The organism is Bacillus sp. YH3-2-B2, from assembly GCF_053663335.1.
On record NZ_JBSJQE010000001.1, the window covers coordinates 336,021 to 356,129 of the forward strand.

Consider the following 20,109-nt stretch of genomic DNA (forward strand, 5'->3'; position numbering starts at 1 on the left):
GGCGGGCAGCACGGTGATTACAGCGTCATGATGCAAAAACCTTTCCTCCGATGTCAAAATGATGACATTCTGCCGGCTGCGTTTTAAGCCGGCGGAGAATCGCTAATTTTCAATAAAATACGGCGTTTTTTCTTCAGCGGCATGCAAGTGTGTCTGTCCGCTTCCATAATACACATTCGGCCGCTTGTCGGATAACAGACAAGCGAGCCGCTTCTGAAATTGAATACCTGCTTTACGCCGTTCAAACAGCTCGAGCCTTTTTTCCGCAAATGATGCCGTCACCCGGAAAGCGGCTGCGATTAAAATAACGGCGTGGCTCCTCCGCTGGGGAAGCTCCATGTTTAACAGCATAAAGGTCGGTACACAGAAGTGGTACATAAAATGGTTGGCCTGAAATTCCTGCAGTTCCCTGAACAGCTTGTTCATATGAAAATGGTTCCCGGTATGCTTCAGCACATGGCACAGTTCGTGCGCAAAATCCTGCCATTGCTCTTCGGGTGACTTTTTTTGATTCAGGACGATGCTGTACATACCGTCCCGCTTCAGCATCATACTGTGCGTATCTTCAAAATGAATCCAAATGTCAAGCTCCTTGGCAATCATCTGCATATCAATATGGAGAGGGGCGGTCATTCCCATGCGGCAATATAAGTTTTTGACGTATTCCTCAAGATGTGTTAAAAAATCGCCCAATTGAATACACCCTTTCGAACATATGTTCTTTTTTAAGCGAGAAAGAAAAGCCCTGATCGGACTTTGAATCAATTCCCTTTTCTTTTAAAAATAAACATTCAGCTTTTATATCGGCTGAACGTTAAGCAGTTTAAAGGAAAAGAGCGGATTATTTATGTTTCGGCCTGCGGTTTTTCTCTTTTTCTTTTAAATAATTAATGAATTCAATGGCCTGCTGCTTGCTTTCCGGGGAAAAGTCCTGCATGTCCCGATATGCGATCTGCAGGTCGGGATCGGCAAACATGTCTTCATCTGAAGGTTCTTTTCCGGTTAACAAATAATCAGTCGACACTTTGAAATAATCCGCAAGCTTTTGCAGCGTGTCGTAATCGGGTTCAGATCGGCCGTTTTCATAATGAGAATATCTGGCGCGCGAGACACCGATATGATTTGCGACTTCTTCCTGCGTTTTCTTACCTCTGAGACTCTTTAATCTTCCGCCTATCATCCGAAATGACCTCTCTTTTTTCAACACCCTAAGTTACTTATGATTATAGATACAAAATGTATCAAAAGAAAGAGATGATAAAAAAAGTATCAAAAAGGTCTTGATGATACGAAATGTATCGTATATAATCAACATCATAGGGATACAAAATGTATCAAAATACGATAAGAAATTGATCAGGAGGGTGAGAGATGCAGGCGATAATCATCCGTTTCAGCAGCAATCCGGCTGACCAGAGATGTTTAGGAAAAGCAGGAGGTTCGATATCTTTTACCGCTTGCGGACTACCGGTATTCCGATTTGATAACCGATTGCAGTATGAACGCTATATAGGTCTGAAGAAAAATGGAGATGTCCCTTATGAATCGTAAAAGCTACCCGTTTTTCATCTATTCCGGATTATTGAATTCAGAACATTATGACAAAATAGGGTCCGCCATTTGGCTGTTTTTATGGTTCATCAGCTCAACGACAAAGGAACATGTAAAAGACGGCGTAAAGTGGGGGATCGTCCTCGGACATAAGCCCGTAAAAGCAAGAGAAATGGCCGATGTATTCGCGGTCAGTGAAAAAACCGTCAGGCGGTGGCTTGAGAGTTTGGAACAGCATGAGTATATCAAAACCGTCCGCGCCCCTTACGGACTCATCGTCTCCGTAAAGCACTCGAAAAGATTCACCCCAAAAAAGACATTGACCCGCCCGGAAGTTACAGACCGGACAATATCGGCGGATCATCGGGACAAAAATGTCCGGAGAGAAATAGATATAACAAAAAATCATACTGCTGAAGAAGCAATTAACGACATTGCCGCCCATTTTATCAGATTAAGGTCTGCACAGGAGGGGCGGAGCGTATACCCGTCGCCCCGGGATTATCAGGCCATCGCCCGTATTGTTTCCCTCGGTGCGTCAGCACAAGAAGCAATCAAATGGCTCGGCGAATGCTTTACCGCTTTTGAACAGCGGCGCACCTCTTCAGCTGAAACGATCAAGGCTTTCAGCTATTGCGCCAAGTTTATGGAAGACCGCTTGAATGCACGAATTGCGGGAAGGACAATCACAACAAAAAAAGAGAGGAATACGATACATGACAAAACGAACGATCGAGCAGATTCTTGCCGACCTGAAAAACGGAAAACGTCCATTACTGGCGGACAGACCGGAAGAATCAGACAAAAGCCGCTTTGACTGCCCGCTCTGTAAAGATCAGGGCGGTTATCTCAAAAACCAGCTGGGAATGGAAGTATGGGTTAAGTGCCGCTGCGCCGCCGAACGGAAAGTAGAACGCATTCTCGGCGCAAGTGAGATTACAGATGCCTTTCGGAAGCTGGATTTCAAAGGATTTATCACGCGGGGCAAGCCTCAGGCAGTCGTCGACGCATATGAGTGCGCCCTTGAATATGTTGAGAACTTCGACAAGATGAAAAACTGCCGGAAAAACAGCATTGCCCTTTTAGGGCGTCCGGGATCGGGAAAAACCCATCTTTTGACCGCTCTCAGCAATTATGTCATGAGACAGAAGCAGACACCGGTGCTGTATTTTCCTTTTGTGGAGGGCTTTACGGATTTAAAAAATGATTTTGATCTGCTCGATGCAAAGCTTGGCCGTATGAAACAGGCGGATGTGCTTTTTATTGACGATCTGTTCAAACCGCTGAACGGAAAACCCCGGGCGACCGATTGGCAGATTGAACAAATGTACGCCGTCGTGAATTACCGCTATTTAAATCATAAGCCGGTTCTTATCTCGAGCGAGCTGGCCTGTGACGGATTGGTGCAGGTTGATGAAGCCTTGGGCACAAGAATTTATGAGATGTGCAGCGATTATTTAGTCATCATTAATGGCAATTCATTTGACGTAAACCACAGATTAGAGGGGGCGAGATAATGTGTAAGCTGTGCGGGCCGAAGAAGGTCATTGTGATGGAAACGGGTTTCGGCGCTGTCTTTCACCCTTGCCCGAACTGCAAAACAGGCACTGATTTAACGCCGGTCATTAAACGGCTTGAACGAATGGTTCAAGACGCAAAAGCGAGGCTTGATGCACGTGTGTAAATATATCAAATGGCTTTTTTGCCTGCTGTTCAGGGCAAAACGGATAGAAAAGCAAATTGAAGCATGGCATGAGGCTGATGGAAAGTGAGGATCACCATTGCAAGAAAAACACAGCCCCGCTCCATGGCGGGCCGTACACAGCGGAGAAGAAAAACCCATTTACATTTATTCCGCTTACAGCGAAGCGGATAAAGAGAAGTTCCCTTATTCAAACGGAAGGCTCATCGCGGCCGTTTTCAACTTAAGTTCATACTCACAGCAGATCAACGCGGCATTGATGGCGAAAGCCCCGGAACTCTTTGAGGCGGCCGAAACGGCTCTCCGCCTGCTCCGGGGAGAAAGTTCTGAAGAAAAAGAAGCGTTCATAAATAAGCTCGGAAGCCTCATACATGAAGTGAACATTTTGAAAAAGACGGAGGACGTAAAACATGAATCCTAAAAAACTGACTGACATTGAACATACAACATTAAAAAGCCAGCTGGAAGAAGGCAAGGTTCGGGTGATTATAGTAGACGGACTGAAGAAGGAAGCATGGCTCGCCGAAGCGCCGGAGCACGGCAAAACGCTTGTCGAAACGCGAAAAGGGGATCTGGCCCGGGTCGAATATGAAATCGGCTTTAAATTGAATTAATCGAAAAAAACAGAATACGTCCAAGACGGAAAGCCTGCGGACACTGATCAATCGCGCACATGCTGCGCATTGGTTGGTGTCCTTTTTTTGTTCCGAAAAAGAGGAGGATCTACATGGAAGACTTACTATTTGACTATAAACGCACGCTGAAAGAGACGAAAAAGTGGTACAAGCAGCTGGAGGAAGCCGATGAAACGGTGCTTACTTCAGAAGAACTGAAAGATAAAAAAATCATCAGAACGATTATTACAGATTTGGAGTATGTCATCGAATGGCTTGAAAAAGGCCGGCAGCCCGGCATAAGAAGAGCGATAGACCGCAGAGACGCTTATCAGAGAATGCTCATTAAAGATCCGAGAATCATAGAAACCTATTCGCAGGCGCTGATGTTTGAACCGTCCGCAAATGTGACTGAAGAAGACAGAATCAGACTGCGGGACGCATTAGCCGTTTTAACGGATAGAGAAAAAGAAATGCTGCTGCTCCACAAAGCGGAATGCTTTTCGTATGAACGGATCGCCGCCTTGCTGAATGTAAAGAAATCAACCGTACAAACGACGGTCAAACGGGCGCTTCTAAAAATTCAAAAACAGCAGGAACAAAGAAATCAATCGCCTGCTTCATAAGTTGTCATACGTTTGCCACCTAGAAGTGAATAGACGATCACAAAAAGCGGCCCGATTAGAAGCCGCTTTTTATTATAGACAATCATGTCGGAGGTGGCGGTGATGCCGTAGCATGAAAAACGCAAAAAGAGAACAGGCATTTACAATCTATCAGTCTCATAAAGGCCGCATCACAAATCGCGCCCTTGCCGGCAAATCAGGCGTATCCGCAAGAACGATCGGCAGATGGAAAAAAGAAGGGCGCTGGGACGAGGCGCTCAATAAGAACGCGGAAAGCGGCGGAAAAAACACCCCGGGCGAAGGTGATGAGTTAAACGAACGCCAGCGGCTGTTTTGTCTTTATTATGTGAAAAGCTTTAACGCCACCCAATCTGCGATAAAAGCCGGGTATTCACCGGAAAGCGCGCATGTGACGGGAAGCAGGCTGTTAAAAAACGAAAAAGTCGCTAAAGAAATCAGCCGCATGAAAAAGGAAATGGTCAATAAAGTGTTTGTCGAAGCGATGGACGTTCTTCAAGTCTATGTGAAAATCGCTTTCGCCGACATTACCGATTATGTAACCTTCGGAAAAAAAGAGGTTCAGGCCTTCGGAAAATCAGGGCCGCTCTTTGACGAAAATGATAATCCGATTATGCAGGAGATCAGCTACGTTGACGTTAAAGATTCGCACCTTCTGGACGGAACCATCGTCACGGAAGCAAAACTCGGGAAAGAAGGCATTGCAATAAAGCTTGCCGACAAGATGAAGGCTCTTGAAAAGCTGTCCTTGTACTTTGACCTTTTCCCCGATCAATTTAAACAAAAAATCGAAAATGAAAAATTAAAGCTGGCTCAGCAGAAGATGGAAAAAACAGAAGACAGCCAAAAGCCGATTGACATTGTCATTACGCGGAAAGAGGAACGGTCATGATTGAAAAAGCGGTCAACCCGCGCTTTGAAGATTATTTGTTCAATTGGAATGAAACGTACCAATTTCTCGTTGGAGGCTACGGCTCGTCAAAAAGCTATCATACCGCGCTGAAAATCATCCTGAAGCTGCTTCGTGAAAAGCGGACGGCCCTTGTCGTGCGGGAAGTATTCGATACGCACAGGGATTCTACGTTTGCCTTGTTTGAAGACATTATCGGGGAGCTTGAGCTGGGACATGCCGTAAAGGCCGTTTCTTCGCCGATGCAGCTGAGATTTTCAAACGGAAGCCGGATTATGTTTAAAGGGATGGACAACCCGGCCAAATTGAAATCCATTCATCATATTTCACTGATTTGGATTGAAGAATGCTCTGAAGTGAAGTATGAAGGCTTTAAGGAGCTGATCGGCCGTCTGCGTCATCCCGAGCTTTCGCTGCATATGATATGCACCACAAATCCCGTCGGCACCTCCAATTGGACGTACCGGCATTTTTTTCGTGATGACCAAAAAAAACGGTTCGTATTGGATGATCAGACGCTGTATGAAAAAGGCACCGTCGTTAAGGGAGATACGTATTACCACCATTCCACAGCGTGCGATAATCTGTTTTTGCCGAAAAGCTATATTAAGCAGCTGGACAGCTTACGGCATTACGATCCTGATTTGTACCGGATCGCCCGCAAAGGACAGTTCGGCGTCAACGGCATCCGCGTGTTTCCGCAGTTTCAGGTCATGGAGCACAACGAAGTAACGGAGCGGATTGCGTCCATCAGGCGCCCCCTGTTTCGGACGGGCATGGATTTCGGTTTTGAAGAGTCATACAATGCGGTCATTCGGCTTGCCGTCGATCCGGATCAAAAAGAGCTTTATATTTTCTGGGAGTATTACAAAAACAAAATGACCGATGATCAGACAGCTGAGGAGCTTCAGGAATTGGCGGATCAAAAAGAGCTGATCAAAGCGGATTCGGCTGAGCCGAAAAGCATCCAATATTTCCGCAGGCAGGGATTTTGCATGGTCGCGGCCAAAAAGTTTCCGGGCTCAAGACTTCAGTATACAAAAAAGCTGAAACGGTTCAGACACATCTATTGCTCAGACAGCTGTGAAAATACGATCCGCGAATTGCAGAACTTAACGTACGCAAAAAACAAAAACGGCGCTCTGTCGGAAGATGAGTTTTCAATTGATCCCCACACACTTTCAGCCATTTGGTATGCGCTGGATGACTATGACGCGGCGGATCTGAAAGATGCATCACAAAAACGGAGACGTCCGAATCGGGGAAGGAGGAGATAGGCGTTGCCGAACTATCAAAACGTTAGAGCCACCGTCTTTAAATCAAAAATGGCCGCGCCGCAGGCAAGGCAGATGAACGAAGATCAATTTGCCGATCTGTACGGCGAAGACATCATTTCACCGCCCTATAATCTCATTGAACTGAAAACAATCGCCGAATACTCGACGATTCTTCAGCAGTGCATTGACGCGTATCGGGTCAATATTACGGGTTTTGGATTCGATGTGGAATATACCTTTGATGTAAATAGCCCAGATTGCTCCCCGTCAAAAAAGGCCCGGGCCGAAAAAAACTGGATGAAGCTGGAGAGCTTTTACAAATGTCTTCATTTTGATGAATCGGCCGAGACGGTCCTCGGATATGCGATAGAAGACCGCGAAAAAACGGGCAACGGTTTCCTCGAAGTGCTTCGGGACGGCGCGGGAAAACCGGCGGGGATTGAATATCTGGATGTAAAACATATGCGCGTCTGCGGTGTGACTGATCCCGTTGAAGTTACATTTTCATATGAAGAAAACGGCGCATCCAAAACGATTAAAAGGCAAAAACGGTTCCGTAAATATGTTCAGATGCTGAACGGACGGAAAGTGTTTTTTAAGGAATACGGCGATCCCCGCATGATGGACATGAGAACCGGCGATTACGTAAAGACCCTGTCTGAAGAATACCGGGCAAATGAAGCCATTCACTTAAAAATCGGCAGCGGCACTTACGGAATTCCGCGCTGGGTCGGCAATATCGTCAATCTGTACGGCGCCCGGAAAGCGGAAGAACTGAATTTTATGTATTTCAAGCAGGGCCGTCATGTGCCGGCCGCCATTACGGTTGAAAACGGCATGCTGTCAGAAACCTCGTACAAAGAGCTTCAGGATTATATGAATGACCTGGAAGGGGTGGAAAACGCCCACAAATTTCTGCTGATTGAGGCGGAAGGCATTGCGAAGGAAAAAGACCTACACGGAGGCGAAGACATTACGCCCGTGTCTGTGGAAATTAAATCACTTGCGGAAATTCTGCAGGATGATGCGCTGTTTCTTGAATATGACGACAAAAGCAGAAATAAACTCCGTTCCGCTTTCCGTCTCCCGCCGCTTTATACGGGCGAGGCGCAGGAATACAACAAAGCCACAGCCGATACGGCACGGAAAATCACGGAGGAGCAGGTGTTTCAGCCGGAGCGGAAAACGCTGATTAATAAGCTCAACACGTTATTTTTGCCTGAACTGGGTCTCCACGATGTACAGCTCACATTAAAAGGGCCTGATTTTCGCGATCCGCTTGAAATTGCGAAGGTGCTTACGCCATTTATTTCCGCCGGCGCGGTCTCTCCTAATGACCTCCGTGATCTGGCGGGAAGAGTGCTCGGCAAGACGCTTGAGGAATGGCCTGAAGAGTACTACAGCAGGCCGGTGCTGAAAGGGAAAAAGGAGCAATCCTGAAAGGGGGTGAAAACATCTCGTGCCGAGAGAATTGAGAAATGCCGTCATCAGTTTTGTGAGCTATGTCGATAAGGCGGCGAACCAAACGGAATTCTTTTTTACAAAATCAGCCGGAGGCCTTCCGTCATTTGAAAAAAAGGTGCAGGTGTTTACAAAAAACGAATCGGATGAGCAGAAGCTTGTTTACGGCATCGTTTACGAGCCGGATGTCCCCGATGCACATGGCGATTATATGACGGCTGAAGAGATTGAAAAGGCCGCTCACGGTTTTTTGGCGGACGCCCGCAACATCGATACAAATCATAACTTTGAAGGCGGGACCGGCGAGGTGGTGGAGTCGTACGTCGCCCCGGATGACTTTGAAATCGGGAATGCTGTGATCCGGAAAGGATCTTGGGTGCTTGTCACCAAAGCTTCCGATGAAGTATGGGATCAGATTAAAGCCGGTATCATTACGGGCTACAGCATGGCGGGAACCGCTGACGTTTACGAAGAGCCGGCAGAAAAGCAAGCCGGCTTATTCGGCGCGGTCAAGCAATTTCTCGACCGTGACCGCAAATCAAGAAACCGCAAGGGAGAGGACTTGAACAAGATGAGAAAAGAAGACGTAAGAGAATCGATTGAACACGCGCTGCACCCGCTTTTAAAGCGGCTTGACAGTTTGGACCAGAACACGGAAGACAAAGACGGGGCGGCTGCGCCGTCTGATGAAGAAAAGCTGAAAACGCTTGTTGAGGACATGCTGGCGCCGATTATTAAACGCATTGAAGCGCTTGAAAAAGTAAGAGGCGCATCAAAGCAGCCGGAAGAAGAGACGGGCGGGCAAGAGCCTGTTAAAAAATCCATTTGGAGCGGACTGCTTTAAGCCCAGTCAGAAGGAGGAACTGTAGAGTGAGAAATCAAGATATCATCAGAAAGGCGGAAATGTCACTTTCCGCTTTAAAAAGCGGCGGTTTAATGAACCCCGCACAAGCTTCAGCATTTATCCGCATGGTGCAGAACACGCCGACCATTTTCAGCGAATCGCGTGTGATTCAAATGGAAAATGACTCGCAGAAATTTGAAAAAATCGGTTTCGGCCAGCGTATTCTGCGTGCCGCTGAGGAAGGAAAAGCTTTAACTGACGATCAGCTGACCGTCCCGGCAACAAGTACGGTGCAGCTGAATACGAAAGAAGTCATTGCGGAAATTAATATCACCTATGACACGCTTGAAAACAATATTGAAAAAGACGGCCTGCAGCAGACGATCATGCAGATTTTGGCGGAGCGGGCGGCAGTCGATATTGAGGAGCTTGTCGTAAACGGCGATACATCTTCTTCTGATCCGTACTTGGCACAGCTTGACGGAATCCGTAAGCAGACTGTATCTCACGTCATTGACGGAAACGGGGAAGAGCTGTCCAGAGCGACATTTAAAAAAGGCTTAAAAGCCATTCCGGCAAAATATTTGCGCCTGCCTCAGGAATTCAGATTTTACACATCTCAAGGCATGGAGATTGAATGGAAAGACCGTGTGGCTGACCGTCAGACCAATCTGGGAGATCTTGCGGTGCAGGGCGGTTTGTCTTCAGCATTCGGCGTTCCGGTCAAAGGAGTGTCCAATCTGCAGCCGTACTCAGTCGGAGAAGGTGATTCCCAGTACGATGCGTCTGACATCATTCTGACTCACCCGAAAAATATCATTCTCGGTTTTTCACGGAATATCCGAATCGAAGTAGATAAAGATATTCGCAGCCGCAAATTTATTATCGTACTGACGGCTAAACTTGACAGCAAATTTGAAGAAGAAGATGCAAGCGCCAAAATCGTAAACGTTAAAGAATAAGACGGGGGTGGCAGTTATGTTAATTCAGCCGTCTGACGTTGTTTCATATTCAGTTTATGATCAAGTCAAAAACAGGCCGGAGGCGCTTCTTATACAGGACATTCTGGAGGCGGAGGCGGAAGCGGCCAGAATAGCGGGGCATTCGTTCACTGACCCTGTTTACTCACCGCTTCCCGAAAAGATTAAGCTTGCGTTATTAAAGCTTTCTCAATATTTTGCGCTGATCAACCAGAATGAAGCAGCCGCTTCCGCCTATCAATCTGAAAAGATAGGCGACTACTCGTATACGGTGGCAGGTGAAGGCGGAATCAGAAAACCGGCGGTGCACCATCTGCTCTGTGAATATATCGCGCCGGGTTATTCCCCGGTTTCTGCACACGCAAAGGTGAGACCTTTATGAGCTACGAACGGCTGCTCACTGACAGATGCGATATTTATCATGAGACGGTGTCAGTTCCGAAGGCCGGACGCTTCGGGATTCCCGCCGAAAAGCTCCAGCTTGTCTTTTCTTATCCGGAAGTGCCCGATGCTGAAGACGTGCCGTGTCTGTTTGTTGAAAAACAGCAGCAGCTTATTCAGCTTGAGCCTGATCATAAGGTATATCAGCGGTTTCTCGTTCATTTTCCGAAAGAGGCCGTTGTGCGTGTCAATGACAAAATCATTTGGGAAGGACAGGCGTATATTCTGGAAATGCCGAAGAAAGCAAGACAGCACCATTGGGAGGTTATCGCTGTGAGAGATGACAGACTATGAACATAAAAAAACTTGAACAATGGAGTCGGTCGCTGCAAAAGGCGTCATCCGGAGAATTTGCCCGTCAGGCAGGCGAATGGCTGGAACAGTCAGGAGAGGATTTTCTCGACTTGGTACGGGAGGAGCTTATTCATTCGGGCGGGATTGATACAGAAAGCCTGCTGTCTTCTTTCCGAAAAGGAGCGCAGAATCACGTATGGATCATTGAAAACGGGGGACTGACCCTTGAAATCGGCACTAATGTAGAGTATGCCTCATTCATAAATGACGGACATTGGACCGTCTCAGATGAAAATGTCAGATGGGTGCCCGGGTATTTTCAAGGCTCCCGGTTCATCTATGATCCGTCAGCTTCAACGGGAATGGCGCTCAAAAAACAGTGGATCAGCGGAAATGGGTTTTGGGACAAAGCCCTTCTTTTGTATGAAACACTCTTCGCCGAATCGCTGGATAAGCGTTTCAATCAGTGGCTTAACACGTTGGGGGGAGATATCGGATGAATCGCGAAACCGGTTCAATCGCCGCTTTTTTGTATCAGCAATGCGGCGTGCCCGTATATGAAAATGAACTGCCTGAACAATTTCAGGTGCCGTCACTTTACATCCCGCCCCCGTACGCTTTTGACGAGAATGACACAGTCTCCACCTTTAAGAAGACATACAGTCTGAATGTGAAGCTGTTCCATGCCGACTCGGTGCAGGCGCTCTATGCAGCCGACCGGATCGCCGATGCGGTGAGAGAATCAAGACAGCTGATCCCGCTGCTTACGGAATCAGGGGAGGATACCGGTGATTTCGTCCGCATCAGCCGTATCGAAACAAGAGTCGGAGACAAAGGCGAGGCAGTGATCACCATCCGCTGGACGAGCCGCTACTACTATCAGAAACAAACATCTCCCGCACTGCGGGATGTGGACATTAACAGCGGGGTGAAACAAAAGTGAAACAATATAAAAAGAAAAACGCCGCAACTGCGGAACGAGCGGTTCTTTATGACACGGCGGATTTAACAAAGCACGCGAAGGAGCTTTTCGGCGTAAAACCCGAGATTCTCCAGGGGGCTTTATTCGGCGTGAAGCAAAAACAAATGACAAAAGCGCAAGCCAAGTCTTACATTGAAGCATTTTTAACCAAGGAGGTCATGCAATAATGAATGGCGGAACATTTACGCAAGGAAAAGAAAAAGAACGTGCCGGAATCTATTTTAACTTTAAAACAACCGCCCAGGAGCGGGTATCGATCGGTGAACGCGGGATTGTCGCCCTTCCCGTCGCATCCGGCTGGGGGGAAGCGAAAACATTCGTTTCCATTTCAAGCGTTGAAGATTTGAATAAAAAAGTGGGGCTCAGTATTGAAGATCCGTCACTGATTCTGCTTCGTGAGGCGAAAAAGAAAGCAAAAACCGTTTTGATGTACCGTCTGACAGAGGGAATCAGAGCGAGCGCAGATCTTTCGCAAGGTGTTAAAGCAACCGCTTTGTACGGGGGTTCAAAAGGAAATGACATCATCATCCGCATCAGTGAAAATGTCCTTGATCAGACCGCTTTCGATGTGACCACTTACATGGATGAAGCGGAAGTTGACAAACAAACGGTGAAAAAAGCCGAAGAATTAAAAGCAAACGGCTATGTCACATTTACGGGAACGGGCGAACTGTCGGCTTCCATCCCGCTGACAGGCACTGAGGAAGAATCCGGGGAAACGTTAAACCCGCAGGCAGGCATCCGTCTCGCGGGAGGAACTGATAAAGCACCGGTCAACTCAGACTATACGGATTTTTTAGCTGCGGCTGAAACGGAGAATTTCGATGTCATTGCTCTTCCTGTCGCGGAAAACGATCAGCTGAAAGCGACATTTGCCGCATTCATTAAACGCCTTCGCGATGCACAGGGACAGAAAGTGCAAGGGGTGACTGCCCATTACAGCGGAGATTATGAAGGCATTATCAATGTGACTGAAGGTGTGCTGCTGGAAGACGGAACTGAGATTAAAGCTGAAGATGCGACCGCCTGGGTGGCAGGCGCAAGTGCCAGCGCCGCATTTAATCAATCCTTAACATTCGTTGAATACGAAGGCGCCGTCGATGTGCTGCACCGCCTGACTCATGATGAAGTGATCGAACGTCTTTCCAAAGGTGAATTCCTTTTCTCTTATGATGCCCGTGATAAGTCAGTCAGCGTTGAAAAAGATATCAACTCATTGGTGACATTTACGGCAGAGAAAAACAAAAAGTTCGCGAAAAACAAAATCGTCCGTGTGCTTGATGCGGTGAATAACGATTTGACACGTGAACTGAAAGCCTTAATTAAATCGAAAAAAGGCACCGGAAGCGATCTTCCAGCGACAAATGACGGCCTTCAATTCGTCAAAACGATGATTATTCAATATTTGACAACGCTTCAGGATGCGGGCGGCATCGCTAACTTTGATTCAGACAAAGACATTACAATCGGCCTTAATGAAGACCGCGACGGCTTTTTAATCGATCTCGCCGTGCAGCCTGTGGATGCGGCAGAAAAATTCTACTTTAATGTGGAGGTAAACTAAGATGGCATTAAAAGCGCAAAACACAATTTCAGGAAAAGAAGGCCGTTTATTTCTCGACGGAGAAGAGATGGCGCATATTAAAACGTTTGAAGCAAACGTGGAAAAAAACAAATCAGAAGTAAACATCATGGGCCGCCGCATGACGGGACATAAAACAACAGGCGCCAACGGAACGGGCACGGCAACATTCTATAAGGTCACATCCAAATTCGCTGTGCTTATGATGGATTACGTGAAAAAAGGCAGCGACCCGTATTTTACGCTGCAAGCCGTTCTTGACGACAAATCATCAGGCCGCGGAACAGAACGCGTCACCCTGTATGACGTCAACTTTGATTCTGCAAAAATCGCCGGACTGGACGTAGACTCAGAAGCGCTCGAAGAAGAAGTGCCGTTTACCTTTGAAGATTTCGATGTGCCGGAAAAGCTTTCTGAAACGTTTTAATCAGGATCATTATGAGTGAAACAGGCCTTTAACAGGCCTGTTTTTTATAAAAAAAAGAGTAAGGGAGTTTTCATCATGAGCGAAAAAAACGAACAAGTATTTGATCTGTCATTCTTTATGCCGGGTAAAACAGTCGAGGCTGAGGAGATTCGGGTTCCGCTTTCAAAGCGTTTTGTCGATAAAAAAGGAAACATCGTGCCTTTTATTTTTAAAGCCATTACGACTGAGCGCATTGACGAACTGGAGAAGGAAAGCACGACATATAAAAATGTGAAGGGCAGAGGCCGCGTAAAAGACTTAGACAGCCAGCGCTTCTATGCGCGGATCGCGGTTGAATCTACGATTTACCCTGATTTCCGGTCTAAGGAGCTCCGCGACGCTTACAAAACGGCAGATCCGGTCGAGGTGGCAAAACGCGTTCTTTCAGTCGGCGGTGAGTATGCAAATTGGCTGAATAAAGCGATTGAGATCAACGGTTTTGAAGATGAATTAGAAGATCTGGAGCAAGAAGCAAAAAACTGATAAAAGATGGGAATAAGGAAGCCGTGTATCTCTATTACGCGATGCATGAGCTTCATTATTCTCCATCAGAACTGAAAGAGTTATATGAAGCACCGAGACATTTTAAGGCGCTGTTGTACGGTTTAATCGGTTACAAGCTGGACATTCTTGAAAAACAAGCGAAGAAAGGGGGAGCGACATCATGGCAAAGCTGACCGCTCGTTTTGAATTGGAAGATCGGGTTTCAAAGAAAATAAGGAAAATCCAAAATGGCTTCAGAGCGCTTGAGAAATACAGGAAAATGACAAAACGCCAAAGTGAAATTGATATACGCAAAGAGAGTAAATCTGTCTTAAGAACAATTGACCGCATCCAGCGCTCTATGAAAAGAAAGCTGGGCGCACAAACGATCTCTATTTCAGCTGAAGACGGAGCCAGTGCCGTCATTCAAAAGGTGCAAGCCCAATTAGCGGGTCTGCCTGCGTCTTTAACCGTTAAAATAGGAGCAAAAGACAGCGCGACAGCGGCATTTGAGAGATTGCGGGATCTGGCTGCCGGTTTTAAAGGATTTACCGTTTCACTGTATGCGTCAGACGAAGTGACTCCTGCCATGGAACGTATCAAACGCTACATGCAATCTGCGTTAAAGAACGGGTACTCTGTCACCATACGCGTCATAGATCACGTCATGAAAACAGTCGGCCGAATTTCAGCGGGGATTGATTCGCTGACGGGGAAAAACAATGTCATTCAATTATCGTTAAACGAAACGGTGACAGCACAGCTGGCTGCAATGCAAAAGAATATGCCGGACGTCGGAAACGCTTCTGCATCTGCTGCTCCTGCTTCGCCGAAAAATGATTTTTCAATGCTTGACTCCATTGCAGACATCTTCATGAAAAAAGTCAATGACATCGCATCCAAATTTTATCCGGAAACAATCATAGCGGAACTGGATAAATTCGCTGCAAGCTTTATGAAGAAAGCGGACGAAATCGCAAGCAAATTCAGTCCGGCAACGATTTTAGCTGAACTGGATAAGTTCACGACCTCATTCATGGGGAAAGTGGACGAAATCGCAAGCAAATTCAGTCCGGCAACGATATTAGCCGAACTGGACAAGTTCACGACCTCATTCATGGGAAAAGCGGACGAGATTGCAAGCAAATTCAGCCCGCAAACGATATTAGCAGAGCTGGACAAGTTCACGACCTCATTCATGGGGAAAGTGGACGAGATTGCGAGCAAATTCAGCCCGGCAACGATATTAGCCGAACTGGACAAGTTCACGACGTCATTCATGGGAAAAGTGGACGAGATTGCAAGCAAATTCAGCCCGGAGACGATATTAGCAGAGCTCGATAAGTTCACGACCTCATTCATGGGGAAAGCGGACGAAATCGCAAGCAAATTCAGCCCGGAGACGATATTAGCCGAGCTGGACAAGTTCACGACGTCATTCATGGGGAAAGCGGACGAAATCGCGAGCAAATTCAGCCCGGAGACGATATTAGCCGAGCTGGACAAGTTCACGACCTCATTCATGGGGAAAGCGGATGAAATCGCGAGCAAATTCAGCCCGGCAACGATATTAGCAGAGCTGGACAAATTCGCTGATTCGTTTATGAAAAAGGTAGACGGGGTCGTGAGTAAATTCAGTCCGGAAGCCATATTGAAAGAACTGGATAAATTCACTGATTCATTTATGAAAAAGGTAGACGGGGTCGTGAGTAAATTCAGTCCGGAAGCCATATTGAAAGAACTGGATAAATTCACTGATTCATTTATGAAAAAGGTTGATGACGTTGTCAGCAAATTCAGTCCGGAGACCATATTGAAAGAGCTGGATCATTTTACTGATTCGTTTATGAAGAAAGTCGACGACGTTGTCGGTAAATTCAGTCCTGATAAGCTAATCGACCGCGCCGAACAATTTGTAAATGACACGATTGACCGAATTTCTGAGAAATTCGATTTTCTCAATCCGGATAAGATTCTGGAAAAAGTGGAGCAGTTTACATCATCACTGTTCGGAGGCATTGATAAAAAGTTCGGCAAGTTCAGCCCTGATGCGATCATCGAAAAAGCCGAGGCATTTGTTGATAAAATTGTCAGCAAGATTGCCAAGAAATTTGAGAAATTCAGCCCGGACAAAATCATCGAAAAAGCCGGGGAATTAATAGAAAAAATATTTTCAGGAATCGCTGAAAAATTAGGCAAACTCAATGTCGGCGGATTATTAGGAGGCGGCACGAAAAAAGAAAAGAGTAAGGGGAGCCTTTCTGCCGGCGGCACCAACAGCCCGAAGCGTCCTGATCTGACAAAGGGTCCGCAGCGCACGGGACCATCACCGAAATCTTCAGGAAGGTCAGCCAAAAAAACCGGCGGGGCTTTGGGGGGCTGCTGCTGCTGTACCGGAGTGACGAGAGGTAAAAGCAGTAAAGTCGAAGGGCGGAATAAATCTTCGAAAAGAGGTTCCTCCGTAAAGGAAAGCAAACAGGCATCCGTAAACACGCCGAAAACAAAAGGGGCAGGTAAAGGCATCGGCGCGCTTTTGAAAGGCTTAGGGAATTCAAAGGCGCTGAAAGGCGGTATGAAAGGGTTAAAAGGTGCCGCTAAAGGAATTCCCGGCATAGGTGAATTGTTATCACTTACTGATTTAGCCGGCATCAATAAAGATAATGCAGGAGAGAAGGTCGGCTCAGCAGGCGGCGGTCTTGCAGGAGCCGCGGCCGGAGCGGCAATCGGCAGCGTTGTTCCCGGAGTGGGCACATTAATCGGCGGCGCGGTAGGCGGCATCGCCGGCAGTCTAGGCGGTTCCAGCTTGGGAGAGGCCTTTGATTCAGGGGCTTTGAAAGACACATGGAATGATATTTCCGAAGCGGCGCAAAGTGCTTGGACAACAATACAAGATACTTGGGGAAGCGTTTCATCCTGGTTCATGGAAAATGTATGGACGCCGGTTTCATCGGCTGTCGTCGGAGTGGCGACAAGCATTTGGTCAAATATCGTGAATGCGTGGACAACGATTCAAGGGATTTTCAGCACGGTGTCATCCTGGTTCATGGAGAATGTATGGACGCCGGTTTCAACGGCTGTCGTCGGAGTGGCAACAAGCATCTGGTCAAATATCGTGAATGCGTGGACGACGATTCAAGGTGTCTTCAGCACAGTATCCGGCTGGTTTATGAGCACTGTCTGGGAGCCCGTAAAATCGGCTGTCGTCGGAGTAGCGACGTCCATTTGGAGTAAAATCACAGGAGCTTGGGATAAAATTAAATCTGTTTTCAGTACGGTATCCGGCTGGTTCATGGATATTGTCTGGAACCCGGTGAAAAACATGGTGGAAAAAGTCGGAAAAGGAATATCAGACGCTTTCACGACTGCTTTAGATACGGTAAAGGATATATGGAAAGGGTTAAGCGGCTGGTTTGAGAAACATATAAAAGAACCTCTTGTCAAAGTGGGAACAGCCATATCAGATGCTTTTTCTGCAGCATTCGACTGGGTGAAAAAGATTTGGGATAAAACCGGCGGCAAATTGATTTCAGGCGTAATGGACTTCGTCACAGGCGGCGGAGATAAAAAGAAAAAACCGGACAAAAACGCCACGGGCGGCTACATTACAAAGCCGACCATTTCCTGGATCGGTGAAGCCGGAAAAGAATTTGTCATCCCCGTCGACAACAATCGCGGCCGCGGGAAGATGCTGCTTTCACAAGCTGCGTCTAAGCTCGGCATGCGTGTTGTCGATGATATGGGTGCGGCTTCGGCTCAGTCTTCTGCTGTGCCGGCGGGAGCGGGCGGTGTTTCTTCTTCTGCATCTGTATCGGCCGCAGCGTCTGTAGAAGCATCCGGACTTGGCGGGACGGCTTCATCACTCGGCAAACAGTTTACTGAAGGCTTTGACAGCGGAATCAGCAATAAAGCGGTGGATATGGACGGCTGGAAGGAGAAAAACATCGGAACGCCGTTCAATGCCCTCATTTCGTCTTCATCCGGTTACGGAAAGCAAGTTGCTGCGGGCTATGCCAAAGGTCAGAATACATCGCCGACGGGCACCGATTCATTTTTAAAAACAAAGGTGAAAACACCTTATCAATCGGCGGTTAATCAATCGTCATCATGGGGCGCCGCCACAGTGAAAGGATATTCGGCCGGACAGAATGCAAAAGATACGGGAACGTCGCAATACGTAAGCACACATATCAATAAACCGTTTGTTCAATCAAGAGATTCCGCGAACGGCTGGGGATCAGGCCTGATCGGACACTTCGTATCAGGAATGACTGCAAAAGGAAGCGAAGTCAAACAGGCGGCCAAAGATATGGCCAAAAAAGTCGAGGACGCATTCAGGGAAGAGCTTGATATTCACTCTCCTTCCCGTGTCATGATGAGTCTCGGACGCTTTGCTTCAGTCGGCGTCGTCAAAGGCCTCAGCTCAGTTGACGTGAAAAAATACGCCGAAAAACAGGCAGGCTCGCTTGCAGCAGCCTTTTCCGGCATGGGTGCAGCGGGAGGAAGCGTCAAAGAATGGCTTTTGGCCGCAATGAAAGCAACCAATACGCCGATCAGCTGGCTTCCGGGATTAATGACGATCGCACAGCATGAGTCAGGCGGCAACCCTAATTCCATTAATCTATGGGACAGCAACGCCAAAGCCGGACACCCGTCACAGGGGCTTATGCAGACGATTCCGAGCACCTTTGAAGATCACAAAGCGCCGGGCATGAATGATATCAGAAATCCAATCCACAACGCCGCTGCCGCTATCGGCTATATTAAAAGCCGATACGGCTCGATCAGCAATGTCCCCGGGATTAAAAGTATGGCTCATGGCGGCCCGTACGTCGGTTATGCCAATGGGGGTCTGATTACCAAGGAGCAGATCGCCCGTGTCGGCGAAGGGAACAAACGGGAGTGGATCATCCCTGAAGAGCGGGGCATCCGCGGCCGTTATCTGCTGCAAAAAGCGGCTCAGGCGCTCGGCATGGAAGTGTCCGATCCGTCCCAGACGGAACCGGCGGCGCTTTCAGCCGGCACGGTATCCGCAGCCGTTAAAGGCGGCGGACAAACCGTTCAAAAAATGGGAACAAAAGAAATTAAAATCGAATTCAGCGGCGATCAGCATTTCCATAACGGACAGGACGCCGACAGCCTCGCCGCCAAAATCAAACAGGCGCTGATTGATGAACTGCAAAAAGACATTTATACCGGAGCAAAGGGGGCCGTTGCTTTTGACTAAATCTGTTTACGAATTTTGGCTGTCTCAGGGGAAGGACAAGCTCCGGCTTCCCGTTCTGCCTGAAGCGATTGATATCGCAAACAGCGTGCAGAATGATTCCGTGAAAGTCACCGGACTTGGAGAGGTGACGTTTATCGAAGAACCGGGAGCGAAAGAAATTTCGTTCTCTTCTTTTTTTCCGAAACGGTACAGCCCGATTGTCGAATATCAAAGCATTCCTTCACCGGAAAAAGCCATTTCAGCCATTGAAGCATGGATGAAAGCGAAAAAACCCGTTCAGTTTTTGATTACAGGGACAAAAATCAATGTCACATGCAGTATTGAAAGCTTTAATTACAGCGAAGGTGACAATGCAATCGGCGACCGGAATTTTGATATCGTACTGAAAGAATATAAAACCGCTTCGCCAAGAAAAATCAAACAAAAGAAAAAAACGAAAGCGAAGCGCCCGTCCAAAGCTTCACCCAAAACATATACCGTCAAAAAAGGGGATACGCTTTGGGACATCGCCGGCAGGTTTTACGGAAAACACACAGAGTGGCGGAAAATCTGGAACGCGAATAAAACCGCCATGATTAAGCGCAGCAAACGGAATATCCGGCAGCCTGGGCATTGGATCTTCCCGGGGCAGAAGCTGAAGATACCGCAATGAAA

Annotated in this window: 25 protein-coding genes; 23 read left to right on the forward strand and 2 right to left on the reverse strand. The window is 47.4% G+C overall.

Annotated elements, in window-relative coordinates:
- Positions 1–102 precede the first annotated feature (102 nt).
- Together ACWJJX_RS01860 and xre are read right to left on the reverse strand one after the other, a co-directional pair.
- The gene (locus tag ACWJJX_RS01860) at positions 103–693 is read right to left on the reverse strand and encodes an ImmA/IrrE family metallo-endopeptidase (protein ID WP_003154873.1); all 591 of its coding nucleotides are present in this window, start codon (positions 691–693) and stop codon (positions 103–105) included.
- A gap of 148 nt (positions 694–841) precedes the next feature.
- A complete protein-coding gene (xre, locus tag ACWJJX_RS01865) occupies positions 842–1,180 on the reverse strand; it encodes an HTH-type transcriptional regulator Xre (protein WP_003154871.1) in 339 nt (112 codons plus the stop codon).
- Positions 1,181–1,371: 191 nt separating this feature from the next.
- Here xre and ACWJJX_RS01870 point away from each other — a divergent pair, with 191 nt between their 5' ends.
- The 23 genes from ACWJJX_RS01870 (at position 1,372) to ACWJJX_RS01980 (ending at position 20,107) form a co-directional block, all read left to right on the forward strand.
- Positions 1,372–1,551, forward strand: coding sequence for a hypothetical protein (locus tag ACWJJX_RS01870; RefSeq protein WP_104843288.1), 180 nt, complete (start codon positions 1,372–1,374; stop codon positions 1,549–1,551).
- Positions 1,541–2,368 (forward strand): phage portal protein, encoded by an 828-nt coding sequence (locus ACWJJX_RS01875; protein ID WP_165408938.1) that lies wholly within the window; start codon positions 1,541–1,543, stop codon positions 2,366–2,368. Before ACWJJX_RS01870 ends, ACWJJX_RS01875 begins: the two co-directional genes overlap by 11 nt.
- The gene (locus ACWJJX_RS01880) at positions 2,268–3,068 is read left to right on the forward strand and encodes an ATP-binding protein (RefSeq protein ID WP_063174228.1); all 801 of its coding nucleotides are present in this window, start codon (positions 2,268–2,270) and stop codon (positions 3,066–3,068) included. The genes ACWJJX_RS01875 and ACWJJX_RS01880 overlap by 101 nt, the downstream gene beginning before the upstream one ends.
- Positions 3,068–3,235 (forward strand): hypothetical protein, encoded by a 168-nt coding sequence (locus ACWJJX_RS01885; protein WP_095836059.1) that lies wholly within the window; start codon positions 3,068–3,070, stop codon positions 3,233–3,235. The genes ACWJJX_RS01880 and ACWJJX_RS01885 overlap by 1 nt, the downstream gene beginning before the upstream one ends.
- 97 nt (positions 3,236–3,332) lie before the next feature.
- On the forward strand, positions 3,333–3,674 hold the full coding sequence (locus ACWJJX_RS01890) for a hypothetical protein (RefSeq protein WP_039251797.1): 342 nt from the start codon (positions 3,333–3,335) through the stop codon (positions 3,672–3,674).
- A complete protein-coding gene (locus ACWJJX_RS01895) occupies positions 3,664–3,867 on the forward strand; it encodes an XtrA/YqaO family protein (RefSeq protein WP_003154859.1) in 204 nt (67 codons plus the stop codon). The genes ACWJJX_RS01890 and ACWJJX_RS01895 overlap by 11 nt, the downstream gene beginning before the upstream one ends.
- Before the next feature lie 113 nt (positions 3,868–3,980).
- The gene (locus tag ACWJJX_RS01900) at positions 3,981–4,493 is read left to right on the forward strand and encodes a sigma-70 family RNA polymerase sigma factor (protein WP_044053122.1); all 513 of its coding nucleotides are present in this window, start codon (positions 3,981–3,983) and stop codon (positions 4,491–4,493) included.
- A gap of 112 nt (positions 4,494–4,605) precedes the next feature.
- Positions 4,606–5,403, forward strand: coding sequence for a terminase small subunit (locus tag ACWJJX_RS01905; protein ID WP_025851819.1), 798 nt, complete (start codon positions 4,606–4,608; stop codon positions 5,401–5,403).
- On the forward strand, positions 5,400–6,698 hold the full coding sequence (locus ACWJJX_RS01910) for a PBSX family phage terminase large subunit (RefSeq protein WP_454022681.1): 1,299 nt from the start codon (positions 5,400–5,402) through the stop codon (positions 6,696–6,698). Before ACWJJX_RS01905 ends, ACWJJX_RS01910 begins: the two co-directional genes overlap by 4 nt.
- Positions 6,699–6,746: 48 nt before the next feature.
- Positions 6,747–8,138, forward strand: coding sequence for a phage portal protein (locus ACWJJX_RS01915; RefSeq protein WP_146284607.1), 1,392 nt, complete (start codon positions 6,747–6,749; stop codon positions 8,136–8,138).
- Positions 8,139–8,157: 19 nt separating this feature from the next.
- Positions 8,158–9,003 (forward strand): XkdF-like putative serine protease domain-containing protein, encoded by an 846-nt coding sequence (locus tag ACWJJX_RS01920; RefSeq protein WP_015417286.1) that lies wholly within the window; start codon positions 8,158–8,160, stop codon positions 9,001–9,003.
- Between the two features lie 26 nt (positions 9,004–9,029).
- Entirely contained in the window at positions 9,030–9,965 is a 936-nt protein-coding gene (locus tag ACWJJX_RS01925) for a phage major capsid protein (RefSeq protein ID WP_007407274.1), read from the forward strand.
- Positions 9,966–9,981: 16 nt separating this feature from the next.
- Positions 9,982–10,365, forward strand: a complete 384-nt coding sequence (yqbG, locus tag ACWJJX_RS01930) for a protein YqbG (RefSeq protein WP_070081674.1) — start codon at positions 9,982–9,984, stop codon at positions 10,363–10,365.
- Positions 10,362–10,718, forward strand: a complete 357-nt coding sequence (locus tag ACWJJX_RS01935) for a DUF3599 family protein (protein ID WP_454022682.1) — start codon at positions 10,362–10,364, stop codon at positions 10,716–10,718. The genes yqbG and ACWJJX_RS01935 overlap by 4 nt, the downstream gene beginning before the upstream one ends.
- Positions 10,715–11,218: an HK97 gp10 family phage protein gene (locus tag ACWJJX_RS01940; RefSeq protein ID WP_454022683.1), complete on the forward strand. Its 504-nt coding sequence runs from the start codon at positions 10,715–10,717 to the stop codon at positions 11,216–11,218. Before ACWJJX_RS01935 ends, ACWJJX_RS01940 begins: the two co-directional genes overlap by 4 nt.
- Positions 11,215–11,661 (forward strand): hypothetical protein, encoded by a 447-nt coding sequence (locus ACWJJX_RS01945; RefSeq protein ID WP_039251775.1) that lies wholly within the window; start codon positions 11,215–11,217, stop codon positions 11,659–11,661. The genes ACWJJX_RS01940 and ACWJJX_RS01945 overlap by 4 nt, the downstream gene beginning before the upstream one ends.
- The gene (locus tag ACWJJX_RS01950; RefSeq protein ID WP_003154839.1) at positions 11,658–11,867 is read left to right on the forward strand and encodes a hypothetical protein; all 210 of its coding nucleotides are present in this window, start codon (positions 11,658–11,660) and stop codon (positions 11,865–11,867) included. Before ACWJJX_RS01945 ends, ACWJJX_RS01950 begins: the two co-directional genes overlap by 4 nt.
- Positions 11,867–13,264 (forward strand): phage tail sheath family protein, encoded by a 1,398-nt coding sequence (locus ACWJJX_RS01955; RefSeq protein WP_044053125.1) that lies wholly within the window; start codon positions 11,867–11,869, stop codon positions 13,262–13,264. The genes ACWJJX_RS01950 and ACWJJX_RS01955 overlap by 1 nt, the downstream gene beginning before the upstream one ends.
- A gap of 1 nt (position 13,265) precedes the next feature.
- Positions 13,266–13,709, forward strand: coding sequence for a phage tail tube protein (locus ACWJJX_RS01960; RefSeq protein ID WP_003154837.1), 444 nt, complete (start codon positions 13,266–13,268; stop codon positions 13,707–13,709).
- Between the two features lie 75 nt (positions 13,710–13,784).
- On the forward strand, positions 13,785–14,231 hold the full coding sequence (locus ACWJJX_RS01965; RefSeq protein WP_032874591.1) for a phage tail assembly chaperone: 447 nt from the start codon (positions 13,785–13,787) through the stop codon (positions 14,229–14,231).
- 41 nt (positions 14,232–14,272) lie between these two features.
- Positions 14,273–14,425 (forward strand): hypothetical protein, encoded by a 153-nt coding sequence (locus ACWJJX_RS01970; protein ID WP_015239684.1) that lies wholly within the window; start codon positions 14,273–14,275, stop codon positions 14,423–14,425.
- The gene (locus tag ACWJJX_RS01975) at positions 14,413–19,455 is read left to right on the forward strand and encodes a transglycosylase SLT domain-containing protein (RefSeq protein ID WP_454022684.1); all 5,043 of its coding nucleotides are present in this window, start codon (positions 14,413–14,415) and stop codon (positions 19,453–19,455) included. Before ACWJJX_RS01970 ends, ACWJJX_RS01975 begins: the two co-directional genes overlap by 13 nt.
- Positions 19,448–20,107, forward strand: a complete 660-nt coding sequence (locus ACWJJX_RS01980; protein WP_077722098.1) for a LysM peptidoglycan-binding domain-containing protein — start codon at positions 19,448–19,450, stop codon at positions 20,105–20,107. The genes ACWJJX_RS01975 and ACWJJX_RS01980 overlap by 8 nt, the downstream gene beginning before the upstream one ends.
- Positions 20,108–20,109: the final 2 nt, after the last annotated feature.

Bases quoted from the DNA above. Each gene is read 5' to 3' on its own strand.
- ACWJJX_RS01915 (WP_146284607.1), top strand. From the start codon at position 6,747: ATGGCCGCGCCGCAGGCAAGGCAGATGAACGAAGATCAATTTGCCGAT.
- ACWJJX_RS01945 (WP_039251775.1), top strand. From the start codon at position 11,215: ATGAATCGCGAAACCGGTTCAATCGCCGCTTTTTTGTATCAGCAATGC.
- ACWJJX_RS01900 (WP_044053122.1), top strand. From the start codon at position 3,981: ATGGAAGACTTACTATTTGACTATAAACGCACGCTGAAAGAGACGAAA.
- ACWJJX_RS01955 (WP_044053125.1), top strand. From the start codon at position 11,867: ATGAATGGCGGAACATTTACGCAAGGAAAAGAAAAAGAACGTGCCGGA.
- ACWJJX_RS01940 (WP_454022683.1), top strand. From the start codon at position 10,715: ATGAACATAAAAAAACTTGAACAATGGAGTCGGTCGCTGCAAAAGGCG.
- ACWJJX_RS01935 (WP_454022682.1), top strand. From the start codon at position 10,362: ATGAGCTACGAACGGCTGCTCACTGACAGATGCGATATTTATCATGAG.
- ACWJJX_RS01895 (WP_003154859.1), top strand. From the start codon at position 3,664: ATGAATCCTAAAAAACTGACTGACATTGAACATACAACATTAAAAAGC.
- ACWJJX_RS01875 (WP_165408938.1), top strand. From the start codon at position 1,541: ATGAATCGTAAAAGCTACCCGTTTTTCATCTATTCCGGATTATTGAAT.
- ACWJJX_RS01960 (WP_003154837.1), top strand. From the start codon at position 13,266: ATGGCATTAAAAGCGCAAAACACAATTTCAGGAAAAGAAGGCCGTTTA.
- ACWJJX_RS01965 (WP_032874591.1), top strand. From the start codon at position 13,785: ATGAGCGAAAAAAACGAACAAGTATTTGATCTGTCATTCTTTATGCCG.
- ACWJJX_RS01880 (WP_063174228.1), top strand. From the start codon at position 2,268: ATGACAAAACGAACGATCGAGCAGATTCTTGCCGACCTGAAAAACGGA.
- ACWJJX_RS01885 (WP_095836059.1), top strand. From the start codon at position 3,068: ATGTGTAAGCTGTGCGGGCCGAAGAAGGTCATTGTGATGGAAACGGGT.
- ACWJJX_RS01975 (WP_454022684.1), top strand. From the start codon at position 14,413: ATGGCAAAGCTGACCGCTCGTTTTGAATTGGAAGATCGGGTTTCAAAG.
- ACWJJX_RS01905 (WP_025851819.1), top strand. From the start codon at position 4,606: ATGAAAAACGCAAAAAGAGAACAGGCATTTACAATCTATCAGTCTCAT.
- ACWJJX_RS01870 (WP_104843288.1), top strand. From the start codon at position 1,372: ATGCAGGCGATAATCATCCGTTTCAGCAGCAATCCGGCTGACCAGAGA.
- xre (WP_003154871.1), bottom strand. From the start codon at position 1,180: ATGATAGGCGGAAGATTAAAGAGTCTCAGAGGTAAGAAAACGCAGGAA.
- ACWJJX_RS01970 (WP_015239684.1), top strand. From the start codon at position 14,273: ATGCATGAGCTTCATTATTCTCCATCAGAACTGAAAGAGTTATATGAA.
- yqbG (WP_070081674.1), top strand. From the start codon at position 9,982: ATGTTAATTCAGCCGTCTGACGTTGTTTCATATTCAGTTTATGATCAA.
- ACWJJX_RS01910 (WP_454022681.1), top strand. From the start codon at position 5,400: ATGATTGAAAAAGCGGTCAACCCGCGCTTTGAAGATTATTTGTTCAAT.